At 56.0% G+C, this 16,870-nt stretch carries 16 protein-coding genes and 1 tRNA gene; 1 reads left to right on the top strand and 16 read right to left on the bottom strand.

The window, feature by feature from the left end:
• Nucleotides 1-16: 16 nt before the first annotated feature.
• The 5 genes from ndk to trmJ form a co-directional block, all read right to left on the bottom strand.
• Nucleotides 17-445: a nucleoside-diphosphate kinase gene (ndk, locus tag ACSSVV_RS05270; protein ID WP_011784632.1), complete on the bottom strand. Its 429-nt coding sequence runs from the start codon at nucleotides 443-445 to the stop codon at nucleotides 17-19.
• 69 nt (nucleotides 446-514) lie between these two features.
• Entirely contained in the window at nucleotides 515-1,663 is a 1,149-nt protein-coding gene (locus tag ACSSVV_RS05265; protein WP_014421740.1) for an IscS subfamily cysteine desulfurase, read from the bottom strand.
• A 20-nt stretch (nucleotides 1,664-1,683) separates the two neighbouring features.
• Entirely contained in the window at nucleotides 1,684-2,181 is a 498-nt protein-coding gene (iscR, locus tag ACSSVV_RS05260) for a Fe-S cluster assembly transcriptional regulator IscR (RefSeq protein ID WP_011784630.1), read from the bottom strand.
• A 78-nt stretch (nucleotides 2,182-2,259) separates the two neighbouring features.
• Nucleotides 2,260-3,039: a serine O-acetyltransferase gene (gene cysE / locus ACSSVV_RS05255; protein WP_454105693.1), complete on the bottom strand. Its 780-nt coding sequence runs from the start codon at nucleotides 3,037-3,039 to the stop codon at nucleotides 2,260-2,262.
• Between the two features lie 4 nt (nucleotides 3,040-3,043).
• Nucleotides 3,044-3,901 (bottom strand): tRNA (cytosine(32)/uridine(32)-2'-O)-methyltransferase TrmJ, encoded by an 858-nt coding sequence (trmJ, locus tag ACSSVV_RS05250; RefSeq protein WP_114434904.1) that lies wholly within the window; start codon nucleotides 3,899-3,901, stop codon nucleotides 3,044-3,046.
• A 191-nt stretch (nucleotides 3,902-4,092) separates the two neighbouring features.
• On the opposite strand from trmJ, the gene ACSSVV_RS05245 reads away from it, so the two are divergent.
• A complete protein-coding gene (locus ACSSVV_RS05245) occupies nucleotides 4,093-4,893 on the top strand; it encodes an inositol monophosphatase family protein (RefSeq protein ID WP_023008201.1) in 801 nt (266 codons plus the stop codon).
• Between the two features lie 75 nt (nucleotides 4,894-4,968).
• Here the strand turns inward: ACSSVV_RS05245 and secF are convergent, their stop codons facing one another.
• The 11 genes from secF to flgH form a co-directional block, all read right to left on the bottom strand.
• Entirely contained in the window at nucleotides 4,969-5,919 is a 951-nt protein-coding gene (secF, locus tag ACSSVV_RS05240; protein WP_022992495.1) for a protein translocase subunit SecF, read from the bottom strand.
• The gene (secD, locus tag ACSSVV_RS05235; RefSeq protein WP_022992496.1) at nucleotides 5,912-7,786 is read right to left on the bottom strand and encodes a protein translocase subunit SecD; all 1,875 of its coding nucleotides are present in this window, start codon (nucleotides 7,784-7,786) and stop codon (nucleotides 5,912-5,914) included. Before secD ends, secF begins: the two co-directional genes overlap by 8 nt.
• 92 nt (nucleotides 7,787-7,878) lie before the next feature.
• A complete protein-coding gene (gene yajC / locus ACSSVV_RS05230) occupies nucleotides 7,879-8,241 on the bottom strand; it encodes a preprotein translocase subunit YajC (RefSeq protein ID WP_011784624.1) in 363 nt (120 codons plus the stop codon).
• Nucleotides 8,242-8,282: 41 nt separating this feature from the next.
• Nucleotides 8,283-9,404, bottom strand: a complete 1,122-nt coding sequence (tgt, locus tag ACSSVV_RS05225) for a tRNA guanosine(34) transglycosylase Tgt (protein WP_454105731.1) — start codon at nucleotides 9,402-9,404, stop codon at nucleotides 8,283-8,285.
• Nucleotides 9,405-9,418: 14 nt separating this feature from the next.
• Nucleotides 9,419-10,519 (bottom strand): tRNA preQ1(34) S-adenosylmethionine ribosyltransferase-isomerase QueA, encoded by a 1,101-nt coding sequence (queA, locus tag ACSSVV_RS05220; RefSeq protein ID WP_454105692.1) that lies wholly within the window; start codon nucleotides 10,517-10,519, stop codon nucleotides 9,419-9,421.
• A 41-nt stretch (nucleotides 10,520-10,560) separates the two neighbouring features.
• A tRNA-Leu gene (locus ACSSVV_RS05215) sits at nucleotides 10,561-10,647 on the bottom strand.
• An 83-nt stretch (nucleotides 10,648-10,730) separates the two neighbouring features.
• Nucleotides 10,731-12,020, bottom strand: coding sequence for a flagellar hook-associated protein FlgL (flgL, locus tag ACSSVV_RS05210; protein ID WP_023008197.1), 1,290 nt, complete (start codon nucleotides 12,018-12,020; stop codon nucleotides 10,731-10,733).
• A gap of 16 nt (nucleotides 12,021-12,036) precedes the next feature.
• Complete coding sequence (gene flgK, locus ACSSVV_RS05205; RefSeq protein ID WP_454105691.1) at nucleotides 12,037-14,073, bottom strand: flagellar hook-associated protein FlgK; 2,037 nt, start codon at nucleotides 14,071-14,073, stop codon at nucleotides 12,037-12,039.
• A 6-nt stretch (nucleotides 14,074-14,079) separates the two neighbouring features.
• Entirely contained in the window at nucleotides 14,080-15,066 is a 987-nt protein-coding gene (gene flgJ / locus ACSSVV_RS05200; protein WP_023011066.1) for a flagellar assembly peptidoglycan hydrolase FlgJ, read from the bottom strand.
• 8 nt (nucleotides 15,067-15,074) lie between these two features.
• Entirely contained in the window at nucleotides 15,075-16,169 is a 1,095-nt protein-coding gene (locus ACSSVV_RS05195) for a flagellar basal body P-ring protein FlgI (protein ID WP_022992502.1), read from the bottom strand.
• A complete protein-coding gene (gene flgH, locus ACSSVV_RS05190) occupies nucleotides 16,166-16,867 on the bottom strand; it encodes a flagellar basal body L-ring protein FlgH (protein WP_022992503.1) in 702 nt (233 codons plus the stop codon). Before flgH ends, ACSSVV_RS05195 begins: the two co-directional genes overlap by 4 nt.
• Nucleotides 16,868-16,870 lie beyond the last annotated feature (3 nt).

Below are 16,870 nucleotides of genomic sequence, written 5' to 3'. Positions count from 1 at the left end.
CCCTGGAACAACAACCTCAGCCGCGCGGGCAGATTTCGTTGTCGTTGAAGAAATAAGCCACTTCACGCTCAGCGGAGGCAGCAGAGTCAGAACCATGGACAGCGTTGGCGTCGATGGAGGAAGCAAAATCCGCACGAATGGTGCCAGCTTCCGCTTCTTTAGGGTTGGTAGCACCCATCAGCTCACGATTCTTCAGGATAGCGCCCTCGCCTTCCAGCACCTGAACCACAACCGGGCCAGAGGTCATGAATGCAACCAGATCATTAAAGAACGGGCGCTCTTTGTGCTCGGCGTAAAAGCCCTCAGCCTGCTCCTGAGTAAGGTGCATCATCTTGGCAGCAACGATTTTCAGGTCCGCCTTCTCGAAACGGCTGTAGATTTCGCCGATCACGTTCTTGGCGACTGCGTCGGGCTTGATAATGGAGAGCGTGCGCTCGTTTGCCATGGTATTTCTCCAGTTAGTTCAGGGTTGAAAATTCAGAGGTGGGATTATACGCAGTCAGGGTGCAACTGCCTACCGCACCGAGCGAAGTCGCTCCACAACTTCAACAATCTGGGAACAGGCAAATGCAACCTCCTCTTCGGTGGTGAACCTGCCAAAGGAGAACCTGAGCGCCCGGTGAGCCAGCTCATCGCTGACGCCTATTCCTCGCAATACATAAGAAGGCTCGACCGTTGCTGAAGCGCAGGCGGAGCCCGAGGACACCGCAAGGTTGCGAAGGCCGAGCATCAACGACTCGGCTTCAACACCCTCAAACGACAGATTGACAATACCCGGCACACGATGTTCCCGACTGCCATTAAAGTGAACTCCATCAAGCCCCTCAAGCCCGTCCAGGAACGCCGCGCGCATCTGTTCCAGTTTACTTATTTCGGCATCAAGCCCGGTACGTGCCAGCTCGAAGGCCCGCCCCATGCCCACGATCTGATGCGTGGCCAGTGTGCCCGATCGCATGCCGCGCTCATGTCCGCCGCCATGCATCTGTGCTGCAATGCGAACCTCCGGCGCTCGCCGGACATACAGCGCCCCTACGCCTTTCGGGCCATAAACCTTGTGAGCCGAAAGAGAGAGCAAATCCACCTCAAGATCCGCAACATCCACTGGCAGCTTGCCGGCGGCCTGGGCGGCATCAACATGAAACAGCACGCCACGCTTTCTCAAGCACCGGCCGATTGCGCGGATGTCGGTCAGCGACCCAAGCTCATTGTTGACCATCATCAGGCTGACCAGGGCCGTATTATCCCGAAGGGCGGATTCGACCGCCTCAACGGACACCCTGCCATCAACTCCCGGCTCCAGCCAGGTAACCTCAATGCCCTGCTGCTCCAGCCACTTACAGGTATCAATGACAGCCTTGTGCTCAATGCGGGATGTCACGATATGGGGATTATCGCGTAGCTCCGCCACACCCTTGATGGCAAGATTGTCAGATTCTGTGGCTCCGGAAGTCCAGACAATCTCCCGGGGGTCTGCGTGGATCAGATCCGCCACCTGTCGACGAGCATTTTCAACGGCGGCTTCGGCCTGCCAGCCATAACCATGAGAGCGGGAAGCCGGATTGCCAAACACCCCATCCAGGGTCAGGTACTTCATCATGTCTTCAGCAACGGCGGGATCAACGGGCGTCGTCGCCGCATAGTCCAGATAGACGGGCTTTTTCATAGGCAAAAGAGGTCGGGTTATCAGGCCGTGGCCTGGTCAGTCAGTCTTTGGGTATTGATAGCGTCGGCACTTTCATCAGACTGCTTGCGGTTCTGACGATCAGCCACTTGCCGGATTTCGTGTTTGCGCATCAGATCCCCGAGACTGATTTCACTCAGGAATTGATGAATCTGGTCACTGAGATCAGACCAGAGATGGTGGGTAAGGCATTTCTCGCCGTTCTGGCAGTCACCTTTGTTACCGCAACGCGTAGTATCAAGGGACTCACTCACAGCGTCGACCACTTCGGCCACGAAAACCTCATCTGCGGAGCGACTCAGGCGATAACCGCCACCGGGGCCGCGTACACTTACCACCAATTTCTGCCTGCGCAGTCGAGAGAACAGCTGCTCCAGGTAAGAAAGGGATATTTCCTGTCGGGCTGAAATATCCGCCAGACTCACCGGCCCCTGCCCTGCATGCAGCGCAAGATCCAGCATTGCCGTAACGGCATAGCGGCCTTTCGTGGTCAGTTTCATAACCTCAGCCCCAATGATGGGATTGAATCTCGATTCACTGGAGCGAGTATGAATTGACCAACTAAAACAGTCAAGTATTCAGCCACGCTCCCGCTCATCAGACTCATCGCGAACGCAGTCGAAATCCTCATCATGCAAGGGAGGCAGCTCGCCATTCTGATACTCGGCGTTCACCTTGCGAAGCGCCTTGCACATATTCTCAATCCGATCATCCACCGCATGCATGTGGTCCAGCAATGCCCTGACCGATCTTGCGACCGGGTCCGGCATTTCCTCGGTTACGCCGTAGGCGTCGAAGCCCATACGCTCCTCCATCTCCTTGCGGCGCACGTCGTCTTCACCTTTACGCTTGACGATGACCCTTCCCGGGATGCCTACCACGGTTGCGCCAGGCGGAACCGCCTTGGTCACCACAGAGTTGGAGCCGATCTTCGCACCCTCACCCACCTCAAATGGCCCAAGAATCTTCGCGCCAGCGCCCACGACCACACCATTACCGATGGTTGGATGCCGCTTGCCCTTGTTCCAGCTGGTGCCGCCAAGCGTCACGCCCTGGTAAAGCGTGACGTCGTCTCCAATCACCGTGGTTTCACCAATCACCACACCCATGCCATGGTCGATAAAGAAGCGGCGACCAATGGTTGCGCCAGGATGAATCTCTATACCGGTAAACCATCTCGCCAGCGTCGAAATCATCCGCGCCAGCCACTTCAGCCCCATGCTCCACAGCCAGTGGGAGAAGCGGTGAAACAACAGCGCGTGCAATCCCGGATAGTTGGTCAACACTTCAAAGGTGTTCCTGGCCGCCGGATCCCGGTGAAATACGCTTTTTACATCTTCCCGTAAACGCTCAAACATGGTGTTATTCCTGCCCCTCATCCACGGCGCCAGCCGCTGTCGTTTTCCTGCCCACCCCTTCGCGGGCACCGGCGGCCTTCTGAACCGATGTCAGAATACCCCGGAGAATATTGATTTCCATCTGGTCCAGCTTTGCCCGCTGAAACAACCGGCGCAACCGTGTCATCAACTGCCTGGGGTTCTCCCGGCGATGAAAATCCACATCCTGCAATACCTGCTCGAGATGACCGAAAAATCCTTCAACATCATTCACCGTCGCGGGCGGCACATCCCATCCGCGGTCCCCGGGTTCGACCATGGACTCAAGGTAGGGACTGCTTTCCACCTCTTCAAGCCCACGAAGATAATGCATCCTCAATTCATAACAAACCACCTGCACCGCCATTGCCAGATTCAGTGAGCTGTAGTCCGGGTTCGAGGGAATATGGATGTGATAATGGCAGCGCTGAAGCTCTTCATTGGACAACCCATTGCTCTCACGCCCGAACACCAGGGCGACTGGACCACGAGCACTGTTTTCCGCCGCGGTGACGGCAGCCTGGGGCGGGGAAATAACGGGCCAGGGGACCTTCCGCCCGCGTGCGCTGGTACCCATCACCAGGACACAGTCTGACAACGCCTCATCAAGACTGGAAACTACCTGAGCCCGATCCAGCACATCCGACGCCGATGAAGCCCGGGCATAGGAGGCTTCGTCCGGAAACGACTTTGGGTTCACCAGCCAGAGATTTCCAAGCCCCATGTTTTTCATGGCGCGGGCGACGGCGCCGATATTGCCCGAGTGGGTAGTTTCCACCAGGACAATGCGAACCTGATCATTGTAGGTATCAGTGCTTTCCACCGGCAGCGCGGGCTTGTTCATGGTCATCGGGCCTGTTACTTCAAGAAAAGTGATAAAAGAGCGGCATGATACCAGAATTACCGGCCAACCTGCTCTCCGGAAATGCCGCAACCCCGTGGTATCCGTGCTTTTGCTAAGCCAAAAAACGTACAAGGCGGGGCAGTTTTTGCTATCATGGCCGGCCTTCACACACCCGGATAATGAACACTCAGATGCAACCAGCAATTAAAATGGCCCTGCGCGTTGCCCGCCAGGGATCTGACTACCTGAAAGCCCATTTCGAGCGCCAGGAGCCTAACGGTAAGGATGAGTCCGAACGCCATCGGCAACTGGAGCGAGTGGAGCAGTCCATTTACGACAACTTCACCGAACAACTGGAAAAGGCCTACAAGGATCATGTGATCGCACCTCTGGGCGAGTCCGACGCCGGCAACCACGAAAAAAGCTGGCACATATTCCCGGTTCTCGGCCGCGACAATTTTGTGCGAGGCATTCCCGAATTTGTTCTTGCCCTGGCCCAGAAAAAGAACAATCGCACCGAAAACCTGCTGCTGGTTAACCCGATTACCGGCGAAGAGTACTCCGCCAGCCGAGGCCACGGCGCTGTCCTGAACAGCCGCCGCGTGCGCACATCCGAAGTAAAAGTGCCCGCCAAGGCAGCACTGGCCACCAACCTCCTCGACCAGGCCCGCCAGGGCGATGACCCGATGATCTGGGGCGAGATGGCAGCCGTCCTGGCTCGCGACACCGCCATGTTCCGCACCTCGGGCTGCGTAACACTGGATATCGCGCGAGTGTCTGCTGGTCTGCTGGATGCGGCCGTGATCTTCCGACCACAGGCAGCAGATTTTGATCTGGGCGTAACACTGGCCATGGAGTCCGGCGCCCTGACCGGCGACTTCTCCGGCAACCCAGCAGTTGGAGCCGCCAGGCAACTGGTCGTCGCCAATCCAAAGCTGTTCCGGGAACTGCTCAAAACGCTGCACCCATTCCGGGGTCGACTGCCGCGTTAAGAAAGACAGGGCCACAAAAAAACCGCCAGTCCTCACGGATGGCGGTTTTTTTGTGGCCCGGAAAAGACCCGGAGCTTACATCCGGTTCAACCACTCCGGCGGCTGCTCCTCTTCTTCCTCACCGGAACCCTCTTTCGCGGGAACCATCAGATCTTCGCGGGTCACGCCCATCACCATCAACATGTTCGCGGACACGTAGATGGACGAATAGGTACCGACAACGACACCGATAATCAGGGCAAGCGCGAAGTTATTGATCGCTTCGCCACCGAGGAAATACAGCGCCAGCAACACAACCAGGGTAGTACCGGAAGTGTTAATGGTTCGAGTAATGGTCTCGTGGATAGACTGGTTGATGATGTTCCAAGGCTCACCCACGCGCATCTTACGGAAGTTCTCCCGTATACGGTCAGCCACAACAATGGTGTCGTTCAGGGAATACCCGATAACCGCCAGCAACGCCGCCAGCACTGTCAGATCGAAGGTCCACTGAAACAGCGCGAACACGCCCAGCACAATGATCACGTCGTGCGCCAGAGGAATCACCGAGGCGATACCAAACTTGAACTGAAAGCGCATACCCACGTAGATCAGAACCACCGCGAGCGCGATCAGCAGCCCCAGCCCACTGTCCTCTTTGAGCTCTTCGCCCACCTGAGAACCGACAAATTCAGAGCTGACCAACTCAAGATCAGCACCATCCGCCGTCAGCACGCCGGCCACTTCCAGAGCCAGCTCGTCATTCCCGGCCTCTGCCATCCGGATCAGTACGGTGGTATCGGCTCCGAAATTCTGAACCGCAAACTGCTCGTAGCCCGCCTCGGTAAGGGTGTTTCTGATACCGTCCAGGCTCGGAGCTTCAGCGTATTCGAGCTCCACCGAGGTTCCCCCGGTAAAGTCCATACCCAGATTCAGGCCACGTACCCCCAGCAGCGCAATGGAGGCCACCACCAGAACAATAGAAAGTGCGGAAGCTATCTTCCGCAAGCCCATGAAATCAAACGGCTGCTTTTCCATATCAGGCATTTTCAAGCTTCCCCCCGATGGACAATTTCTCGACCCTGCGACCGCCATAAACCAGATTCACTATACCGCGGCTCACCATCAGGCCCGAGAACATGGAAGTGAGAATACCGATACACAGGGTAACTGCGAAGCCCTTCACCGGTCCGGAGCCCATGGCAAACAGAATGACGGCAACCAGAAGGGTTGTGATATTGGCATCGAAAATCGACACAAAGGCGCGACCATAACCGGCATTAATGGCGCTTTGTGGCGGCACCCCCGCCTTCAGCTCTTCCTTGATACGCTCAAAGATCAGAACGTTCGCATCAACGGCCATACCCACCGTCAGAACGATACCCGCGATACCCGGCAACGTCAGCGTGGCAGATAGGATTGACATGCATGCAACCAGCAACATCAGGTTAAGCGTCAGCGCAACATTGGCCACCAACCCGAAGCCGCGGTAGAACACCAGCATGTAAAGCAACACCAGCCCAAAGCCGAGCATCACCGACATCATCCCGGCATCGATATTCTTCTGCCCCAGGCTTGGCCCGATGGTGCGCTCCTGCACAAAGTACATGGGCGCGGCCAGAGCACCGGCCCTCAGCAACAGTGCGAGCTCAGCCGCTTCGGGGATGGAATCCAGACCAGTAATCCGGAAGCTGCTCCCCAGCGCTGACTGCACTGTCGCCAGGCTGATAATGCCTTTTTCCACGACCCGGTTTTCAGTTTCAACGATTTCTCCGTTGACTTCCCGGGTCTCGGTTTCGGTGCGGTATTCAATGAACAACACCGCCATGCGGCGGCCAATGCTATTGCGTGTCGCCCGATTCATCAGGTCACCACCAACGGAGTCCATGGTGATATTGACCTGCGGCTGGCCATTTTCATCGAACGCTTGCTGGGCATTGGCAACATTGTTACCAGTGGCGATGACATCCCGCTCAAGACGAGCGGTACGCTGTGGATTATCCCGGAAAGGAAACTGTTCGGTCTCGGCGGACGGCGCATCCTGCCGAGCCTCCATCCGGAATTCCAGGTTAGCCGTCGCGCCAAGTACACGCTTGGCCTGGGCGGTATCCTGCACACCTGGCAGCTCTACAATAATGCGGTCTGCCCCCTGGCGCTGAACCAGTGGCTCGGCCACGCCCAGTTCATTCACCCGGTTGCGGATGGTGGTCAGGTTCTGCTCAAGAGCGTATTCCTGGATGTTCCGAACTTCTGCTTCGGACAGCGTCAGCGTCAGCAGAAACTCTTCACCTTCTGTTGTCTCATCCAACAGGAATTCGTTGTACTGATCGCGAACCAGCTCAAACGCCTCGCTACGTGCAGCTTCGTCACGGAAGCTCAGTACAATGCGGGTCTGATCCTCAATGTCGCCACCGCGGTAGCGGATGCGCTCTTCCCTCAGCTCTCGTTTGATCTGACCAGACAACGCTTCCAGACGCTGATTCAATGCCGTTTCCATATCCACCTCCAGGAGGAAGTGAACACCACCACGTAAATCCAGCCCCAGTTTCATTGGGCCTGCTCCAAGGCTGCGCAGCCAGCCTGGCGTTGACGGCGCCATATTCAGGGCCACCAGGTATTCGTTGCCAAGGGCCGCCTGAACAGCGGGGCGTGCCCGCAGCTGGTCATCAGAGCTGGTGAGGCGGATCAGCGCGTCCCGCTCTTCCAACAGGCTTGATTTGACTTCGATGCCTTCCTGCTCAAGCTTGGCAAGGGCGCGATCAAGCACTCGCTGCTCAACTTCGGTGCTGCCACGGGCGCCGGTGATCTGGATAGCGTAATCGTCAGGGAAAAAGTTCGGTAAGGCGTAGATAAAACCAATCACCAGTGCGAACACGATGACCAGGTTTTTCCAGAGAGGATACTTGTTCAGCATGAGAATCCTTCGAGCCGGCAGACGTGCCGGTCTTGGTGTTTCAGCCAGTCAGAAAATGAACAGGCGCATCATGGATGCGCCTGGAAACCAGCTCAGATGTCCTTGAGAGTGCCTTTCGGCAGAGCCGCAGCAACGGCAACTTTCTGAACCTTCATTTCAACGTTATCTGCAACTTCCAGAACAATGAAGTCGTCGGTCACTTTGGTAATCTTGCCAGCAACGCCGCCAGAGGTAACCACTTCATCACCCTTGTTCAGGCCGGACATCAGGGCCTTATGCTCTTTTGCACGCTTGGACTGCGGACGCCAGATCAGGAAATAGAAAATCAGGATGAAGCCGGCGAAGAAGATGATCTGACCCATCACGCTCATTCCCTGAGCGCCCGCTTCCTGAGCCGAGGCCAGAGCAGGCATCAGAGACAGCAGGCCAGCGATGAGCAATTTGACTGATTTCATTCAGGTTCTCCGTTTATTGACAGATTTAAAGCAAAATTTGTTCAGGAATCGCCCAGAGGCGGAACGGTTTCACCCCGTAAGGCATAGAATTCGCTTACAAAGTCCGACAATGTACCTGCTTCAATGGCCCCACGCAATCCACTCATCAGGTTCTGATAGAACCTCAGGTTATGAATGGTATTGAGCTGCGACCCGAGCATTTCTCCGCACTTATCAAGATGATGCAGGTAGCTCTTGGAAAAATGCTTACAGGTATAGCAGTCACAACGCTCGTCCAGCGGTCCGGTGTCGTGACGGCTTTTGGCATTGCGGATTTTGACAATACCGGTGGAGGTAAACAGATAGCCATTGCGTGCATTACGGGTTGGCATCACACAGTCGAACATATCGACACCGCGGCGCACCGCCTCAACGATATCCTCAGGGCGACCAACGCCCATCAGGTAGCGTGGCTTGTCTTCCGGCATCTTCGGCGGCAGGTGATCCAGGATCCGGATCATGTCTTCTTTCGGCTCGCCCACCGACAGGCCGCCAATGGCATAGCCATCGAAACCAATCTTTTCCAGACCCTCCAGGGACTGGTCCCGGAGCGACTCATACATGCCGCCCTGCACGATGCCAAACAGCGCTGCCGGATTGCCCTCATGGGCTCTCTTACTGCGCTCGGCCCAGCGCAGCGAGAGCTCCATGGACTCTTTCGCCTGCTTTTCCGTTGCCGGGTACGGCGTGCATTCGTCGAAAATCATCACGATGTCAGAGCCCAGATCACGCTGAACCTGAATCGCGATTTCCGGTGACAGCTCGACTTTGGAGCCATCAACCGGAGACCGGAAAGTCACACCCTGCTCGGTAATCTTGCGCATCTCGCCCAGACTGAAAACCTGGAAACCGCCGGAATCCGTCAGAATTGGCCCCTGCCACTGGGTGAAGTCGTGCAGATCGCCGTGGGCTTTCACTACCTCTGTGCCGGGTCGCAGCATCAGGTGAAATGTATTGCCCAGAATAATATGGGCACCGATTTCCTCGATGTCTCGGGGCAGCATTCCCTTAACAGTGCCATAGGTGCCAACCGGCATGAATGCCGGAGTCTCCACCACGCCTCGGGGAAAGGTCAGTCGGCCACGACGGGCCTTGCCATCTTCTCCGAGTTTCTCGAAGGACATAAAACAGGATTCACTCACTGTGATTCTCCACGGGATTCGGTTTGATGTGACTCGGCGGAATCCGTTCCCAGCATCATGCCCCGGCTGGGCTCCTGCGCGGTAAGAAACATGGCATCGCCGTAGCTGAAAAACCGGTACTTTTGCTCCACCGCCTCGCGATACGCAGACATGATGTTGTTATAGCCTGCAAACGCACTGACCAGCATGATCAGTGTGGACTCCGGCAAATGGAAGTTGGTGATCATGGCGTCCACGGTCTGGAAACGGTAACCAGGGTAGATGAAGATATCCGTATCGCCCCGGAACTCCTGCAAACGCCCTGCCCGGCTGGCCGACTCCAGAGAGCGGACGGAAGTGGTACCCACGGCAACGACCCGGCCACCCCGAGCGCGGGCCTGATTAACGGCCTTTACCGTCTCTTCCGGCACATGGGCGATTTCACTGTGCATGACATGATCTTCGATCTTGTCGACCCGTACCGGCTGAAAGGTGCCAGCGCCAACGTGCAACGTAACGTATGCAAACTCAATGCCCTTCGCTTTCAGGGCAGACAGCACGACATCATCAAAGTGCAGCCCGGCAGTGGGTGCAGCCACGGCGCCCGCCTCCTTGGCATAGACGGTCTGATAGCGCTCACGATCCGACTGCTCATCTTCCCGTTCCATGTAAGGCGGTAAAGGCATGTGACCGATACGCTCGAGCACATCCAGAAACGCCTCATCCCCTTCATAGACGAAATGAAAGAGCGCATCCTCCCGCGCCAGCATTCGCAGTGCGGTTCCATCTTCCAGCAATAGTCGCTGGCCTTCCTTGGGAGATTTGGAAGAACGGGTATGGGCAAGCAATTCCTTTTCACCCAGTAAACGCTCAACCAGTATTTCAACTTTGCCACCGGTTTCCTTCTGGCCAAACAACCGGGCCGGAATAACACGGGTATTGTTGAATACCAGGAGGTCCCCGGGCTGGAGCAGGTCCGGAAGGTCAGTAAACTTCAGATGAGTGGTCTGGCCGGAAAGGCCGTCAAGGCTGAGCAGGCGTGAAGCACTGCGTTCTTTAAGCGGATAACGGGCGATAAGCTCGTCCGGCAGATCAAAATGAAAATCGGAGACGTTCATGGGCCGGGCTATTCACGATGCCGCAGGTTGCGGCCTATAAGTGGTAGCGGCGGGCGGACTCGAACCGCCACGGGTTTTACCCCAACGGATTTTGAATCCGTCGTGTCTACCAATTTCACCACGCCGCCATCGGAGAGTGGGAGGGATTATACTGAGCCAGAGCCCGAAAGCAACCAGCCGGCAGGCAAAAATCACCCGCCGGCACAGTGAATTAGAGTCGATCGAACAGGGACAGCTGAGAAACCTGCGCAAACGACTGCTGAGCGGCCTGCAATACGAAGCTCTGGAAACTGAGGTTGCTGATGGCCTCGGCGTAGTCGACATCCTGTAGCTGGGAACGAATCTCTTTGGTGTAGAGTTCCGAATCCTCAAGAAACGCGGTGGTGGACTCCACTGCGTTGAGCCGGCCACCAAGCTCGGTTTGCTTGAGAATGATTGACTCCTGGGCATTATCGAGATTGACCAGGGTTTCAGCGATCAGCGCATCGTACTCGGCACTGCTCTTGGGCGTTGTTTTGGAAATTCCGTCCAGGCCGGCAATCAGGTTCTCGATGGTGCCGAAGATGGATTGTTTATCATTTACCCCTATCGTGAAAGTATCTCCTGCTCCCGTTGGTAAACCTGTAACCGGATCAATTCCATTTGGATCATAAACAGCATCATTGACCGTCATTTTTATACCGGCCACTTGAAACTCTTCACCAACCCTAGGTGGAGGTGTTGGAGTTAAATCAGGAGAACCATTCGGCCCTGTAATTCTAAGGTCACCATCTAAATTCACAACCGAAACGGTCAGGTCATCGGGGACAGACGGCGTGGCTCCAATAAATGAATTCGTTAAATCATTCGGGGCGACCAATTCAAGCCCAGAGATGTAACCAGAGGCGGAAACACCATTGTCAGATCCATTGTCATCGCTAGTTACAGAGATTGACTTAGGAACATCCACAAAGATCCCTTTGCCGTGGTCGCTAATAGGCACGGTCACACCATCATCAATCTCCAATACCCGCTGCCCCTCATCGCCTTGATACACCCATTTGCCTTCATCATTTTTGGCAAATGCAGGCGTACTGCCCTGGAAGCCACTGAAGATATACTCCCCGGATGCATCCCGGGTATTGGCAATATTGGCGAGCTGGCCAAGACGTTCCTTGAGCTCCGCCGAGATGGACTGCCGATCATTTGCAGACAGAGAACCATTACCGGCCTGAACCGTCAGCTCCCTCACCCTCTGGATAATGTCCACAGCGCTGGCGAGTGTGCTTTCTTCCTGCTTCAGCCGGTTATCGGCCAGATTGGCATTCCGGCCGTAGGTTTCCGAGCGCTGAAGCTCCTGGTCAAGCTTCAGAATACGGGCGGCCGCCACTGGATCATCCGACGGTTTGTTTACTTTCTTACCGGTAGAGATCTGCTGCTGGGTGTTAACCAGGTTGCTGTTGATGTCCTGCAGACGGTTGATGCCGCCGAAAAAAATCTGTTGTGATGAAATTCTGATCATGTGACATCACCTCGCCTTAACGGAAGCTCTGCAGCAACGTGTTAAAAAGATCCTGCGCCACAGACATCACCTGGGCCGATGCGTTGTAGGCTGCCTGGTACTGAATCAATTTGCCGGCCTCTTCGTCCAGGTTAACGCCCGAGACAGACTCCCGCTGATTGGTAGACTGCTCCAGCAGCGTTGCCCCGGCGTCTTTATCCAGCTGGCTCTGGCGGGTTTTCACGCCGATATCCTCGACCAGGCCAGCGTAGCCCTCGGTAAAGTTCTGGGAACCGCCATTGAGCGTATTTTTTGTACCCAGCGCGGCCAGAAGCTCAGCGTTGCGGTTGTCTGAAACGCCGTTCTTATTGAAATCGATGGTAAACTCATCGCCAACTGCAGGCTCTCCAGTCATTTCGAACTGAAAGCCCTGGTAGCGGCTGCCATCGCTGGGGTCATCACTAAAAAACACGTTGACCTTTTTCGGATCATAATTGCCGGTTTCGAGAACGTTATTACCCGGGGTATCCGTGATCTCGTAATCGTAAGTGCCCGTTGCCGCATCGTAATTCGTGAACTCGATATTCAGCGGGCCATTGGCCAGCTCGCCGCGACTCTGGAACCCCGGCAACAACGCTCCAGTGTTCGGATTCCGCACATTCAGCATCGCGCCCTGGCCAATCTCGGCGGTGCCCAAGTTGTTGTCGCTGGCGCTTGCTCTGATCGGGCTCGCGAACGCCAGATCTTCCTCACGCCGAACATTCAGCTTGATGTTCTCCGCCGCATTTCTGCTGGGCTGAATCAGGTACTTATCACCGGCATTAAATTCGCCACCGTCAATGCGGATATTAAATCCCGGCATTGTGATTTCGGATTGCACCGGGTCCGGCAATCGCCCCTGGTTGACAGTGTCCCCTGTCGCAGTATTGATCAACTCAAAATTGCGACCGTCACCACTGAACTGAAGTGACCAGGTGCCGGCAGGTAGATTGCTGCTGTCAGTGATTTCAACCGCCAAACGGCCATTCTGGGGCTCTGCATTATTGGCGTTTGGAATCACCCGACTGCGCTGAAGTTCCAGAGCATTTACATCGGTAAAGAAATTGCTCCCCAGATCACCCTCCAGGTCCATCCCGATCTCGTGCTGATGGTTGATAGCCGCGGAGATAGCAATCGCCAGCCGGCCCAACTCATCAAAGGCGGGTTTCAGAGCCATTTCATCAAAGGCACGCAGGCCACCCAGTTTCCCGCCCTGAATCTGCTCATCCACCAGCAGGGTTCGCCCACCGCTGGTGAGCGTAAATTCAAGGCGCGTGGGATCTTCCGCACTGCTGCGGGTGGCGAATTCTGCGGCATTGGCGCCGGTAACCAGTGACAGACCGTTAGACAGCGACACATTCACCTGGCTGCCTTCCACTTCCGTTATCCGAATGCTCACCAACTCAGACAACTGGCGCAACTTCTCGTCCCGTTTGTCCATCAACTCCAGGGGTTCCCTGCCCTGGGCCAGGCCCGGAGATTCAGAAATAGCCAGGTTCAGTTCAGCAATACTTTTGAGCAAGGTATTGGCATCTTTTACACCCTGCTGCATCTGGGTTTTCACCGATTCGCGCTGCTGAATGAACTCCTGGTTCAAACCTTGAAAGCGATTCACCAGTTGCTGGGCTTCGCTCAGCACTAACTGGCGTTGTGGCAACGAGGTCGGGTCTTCCGCCGCATTCTGCATGGCCGAGAAGAAGTTGTTCAGCGCTTTGTTCAGGCCGGTGTCTTCACCGCCCAATAGATTATCCAGCCGCGTCAGTTCGGCGTTAAAAGCATTCTGCTCGCCAAACAGAGTGCTGTCCTCGCGTAACTGCTGACTCAGATAGGCATCTGCCAGCCGGCGGATATTAGCGACGGATACGCCACTGCCGATGGTCCCTGCACCTGTACGCCGACCTTCCTGGGTCTCGAACTGGACCTCCTGGCGACTGTAACCCGGTGTGTTTGCGTTAGTTATGTTGTTTGCTGTGGTGTTGAGCGCCGCCTGGTGCCCCAACACCCCACTCAGACCAATACCGATCAAGCCCGCCATGATCTGTTACTCCTTCGCTCTGTCACTGTTCATCGACAGCGTCATCAGAGAATCCCGATTCATGATCCGACGGATCTTGGCTCCGTATTCCGGATCGGTTGCATAACCCGCTTCCTGCAGCTTCTCCGCAAATACTTCCGGCTGATCTGCTGAAGACAGAACATCGCGATAACGGGGGTTGCTTTGCAGAAAATCAACGTAATCCCGGAAGCTGGCCTCATAGTCCGGATAGGCACGGAAATCCGCCCGCTCCTTCATGGCCACGCCACCCCTGAATTCGGTGGTGGTAATGCTCACGGCGTCACCGCCCCAACGACTGTCTGCCTTGATGCCAAACAGGTTGAAACTCGGCTGCGAACCATCACCTTTGATCATGTGTTTGCCCCAACCGGTTTCGAGCGCCGCCTGGGCAATCATCAGGCGCGGATCAATGCCGGTCTCCTTTCCGATCTGCTCTGCGAACGGCATCAGCTGCTCAACAAAATGCTCTGGCGACTCAAATACCTCCGGCAGCTTGCCGGGTTTCTGCGCTGGCTCTGCTTTTACCTTCGCAGCTACATCCGCCACCTCTGCCATTCGCTCCGGCAACGCTCTGGAAATCGCCGGCATACTGCGGTCGTAATCGGTAATGACACCCTTGTGACCCGCCAGTTTCTCTCCATCCTCACCGAGCCCCGGAATCTGTTGACCCAGTTGCCGGACCAGCGCTTCCGCCAGCCCGGTACCGGTACCACCGGCCATACTTAAGCTGATCTGGCTGTCGAACATATCCCGGTACATCTGACTTTCATTACTGTTCAGGTAGTTGCCCTCGGCAAACACTTCGCCAGCCTTGCGCATGGATTTGAGCATTTCTGACAGGAACAGGCTCTCGAACTGCTTGGCAACCTGCTCCAGCGCGGCCTGCTTGTCGGTACGAGCCTGGGTTTTCAGTGCATTCAGACCACTGAAATCGGTGTAGACCTGGGCTTGCTGTAGTCGTGGATCCTGCATGGCGATACCTAGATCACAATCAACTCGGCACGAAGCGCGCCAGCCTGTTTGAGTGCTTCAAGCACCGCCATGACATCGCCTGGCGCTGCTCCTACCTGGTTTACTGCCTGAACAATTTCGTTAAGTGTGGTTGCCGGGCCGAACTGGAACATCCGCGCCGGGTCTTCAGTCACAGCGATCTGGGTATTCTGCTGAACGGCTGTATCACCCTGAGCCAGAGGATTGGGCTGCACTACCTCGGGGTTTTCCTGAATAGTCACGGTCAGGTTGCCATGGGTAATGGCAGCCGGGCTCACTTTTACATTCTGGCCGACCACGATGGTACCGGTGCGGCTATTGATCACCACTCTTGCGGCTTCCTGAGCCGGATCGACCTCAATGTTCTCCAGAATGGATAGAAAACTGACTCTCTGTGATGGGTCCCTGGGTGCCCGCACCGATATAGACGTGGCGTCGTGTGCATAAGCCATGTCCGGGCCCAGACGACCATTAATCGCCTCAACCACACGGCGGGCCGTGGTAAAGTCGGAACGCAACAGGTTGAAGGTGATGGTATCGCCCCGGTTGAACGGCGATTCCACCTCACGCTCGATGGTTGCGCCGTTCGGAATTCGGCCAACGCTGGGTACATTCACGGTAATCCGGGAACCATCCTGGCCCTGGGCACCAAAACCGCCCACCACCAGGCTGCCCTGTGCCATGGCATAAACCTGGCCATCGGCGCCTTTCAGCGGTGTCATCAGCAAGGTTCCGCCACGCAGGCTATCGGCATTTCCGATAGACGAAACTGTGATATCCAGCTCCTGTCCGGCTTTGGCAAAGGCCGGCAAAGTCGCGCTTACGGTTACCGCCGCCACATTGGCCAGATTCGGGTTCACACCATCCGGCAAGGTTATGCCGAACTGGTTCATCATGTTCCGAAAGGTCTGGTTGGTAAACGGCGCTTTGTCGCCAGTACCATCAAGACCGACCACCAGGCCATAACCAATCAGTTGGTTGTTGCGTACGCCTTTAACCTTGGCCAGGTCTTTCAGGCGGTCGGCCATCACCGGCGCGGAACAAAGGGCCGTGAGGGCAAAGACGGCAATCAGTTTGCGGATCATAGCGGCCACCACTCACTGTTGAAGAAGCGAGCCAGCCAGCCCATCTGGTTGGCCTGGTCAAAATCACCGGTACCGCCGTAGGCAAACCGGGCATCTGCAACACGGTTGGAGGTTACGGTGTTATCCGGTTGAATATCCTGCGGTCGAACCAGCCCGGTCATTCGGATGTACTCATCACCGTTGGTCAGGGACAACCACTTCTCGCCCCGAACCCGGAGTACACCATTAGGCAGAACTTCGGTGACCGTAACGGTAATACTGCCAGCCAGGCTGTTGCTCTGATCGGCTTCGGCAGAGCCTTCAAAGTCCCGCTCAAAATTGGCAGAAGCGTTCAAGCCGATATTTGTCTTTCCAAAGATGCTCGGTTCCGGAATGCTCAGTTCCTGATCCTTGGTAATGGAGGTTTCAGCGTTCTTGCTGGCACTGGTGGATTCCTGCAGCAATACCGTAAGCACGTCACCCACGTTGAGTGCCTTGGTATCGCCGTACAGGTTGTAATTTCTCGACACCTGGTAAATTGCCCCGGAGTCCGGGTCGCGCTGCATCATGGATTGGGCGCGAACCGGTGCGTAGGCCGGATCGTCCGGCATCGCCCGGGGGCGAGACATGGCGGTGCATCCCTGCAGCATAATCAGCACACCCACCAATGCCAGGGTGGCCAGCCGTTCAGTGTATAAACTGCGTTGAATGCGTTTCATGAC

The organism is Marinobacter sp. MBR-105 (assembly GCF_053628895.1).
Note: the sequence above shows the minus strand (reverse complement) of the source record. Positions and strands in the feature narration are given on the sequence as shown.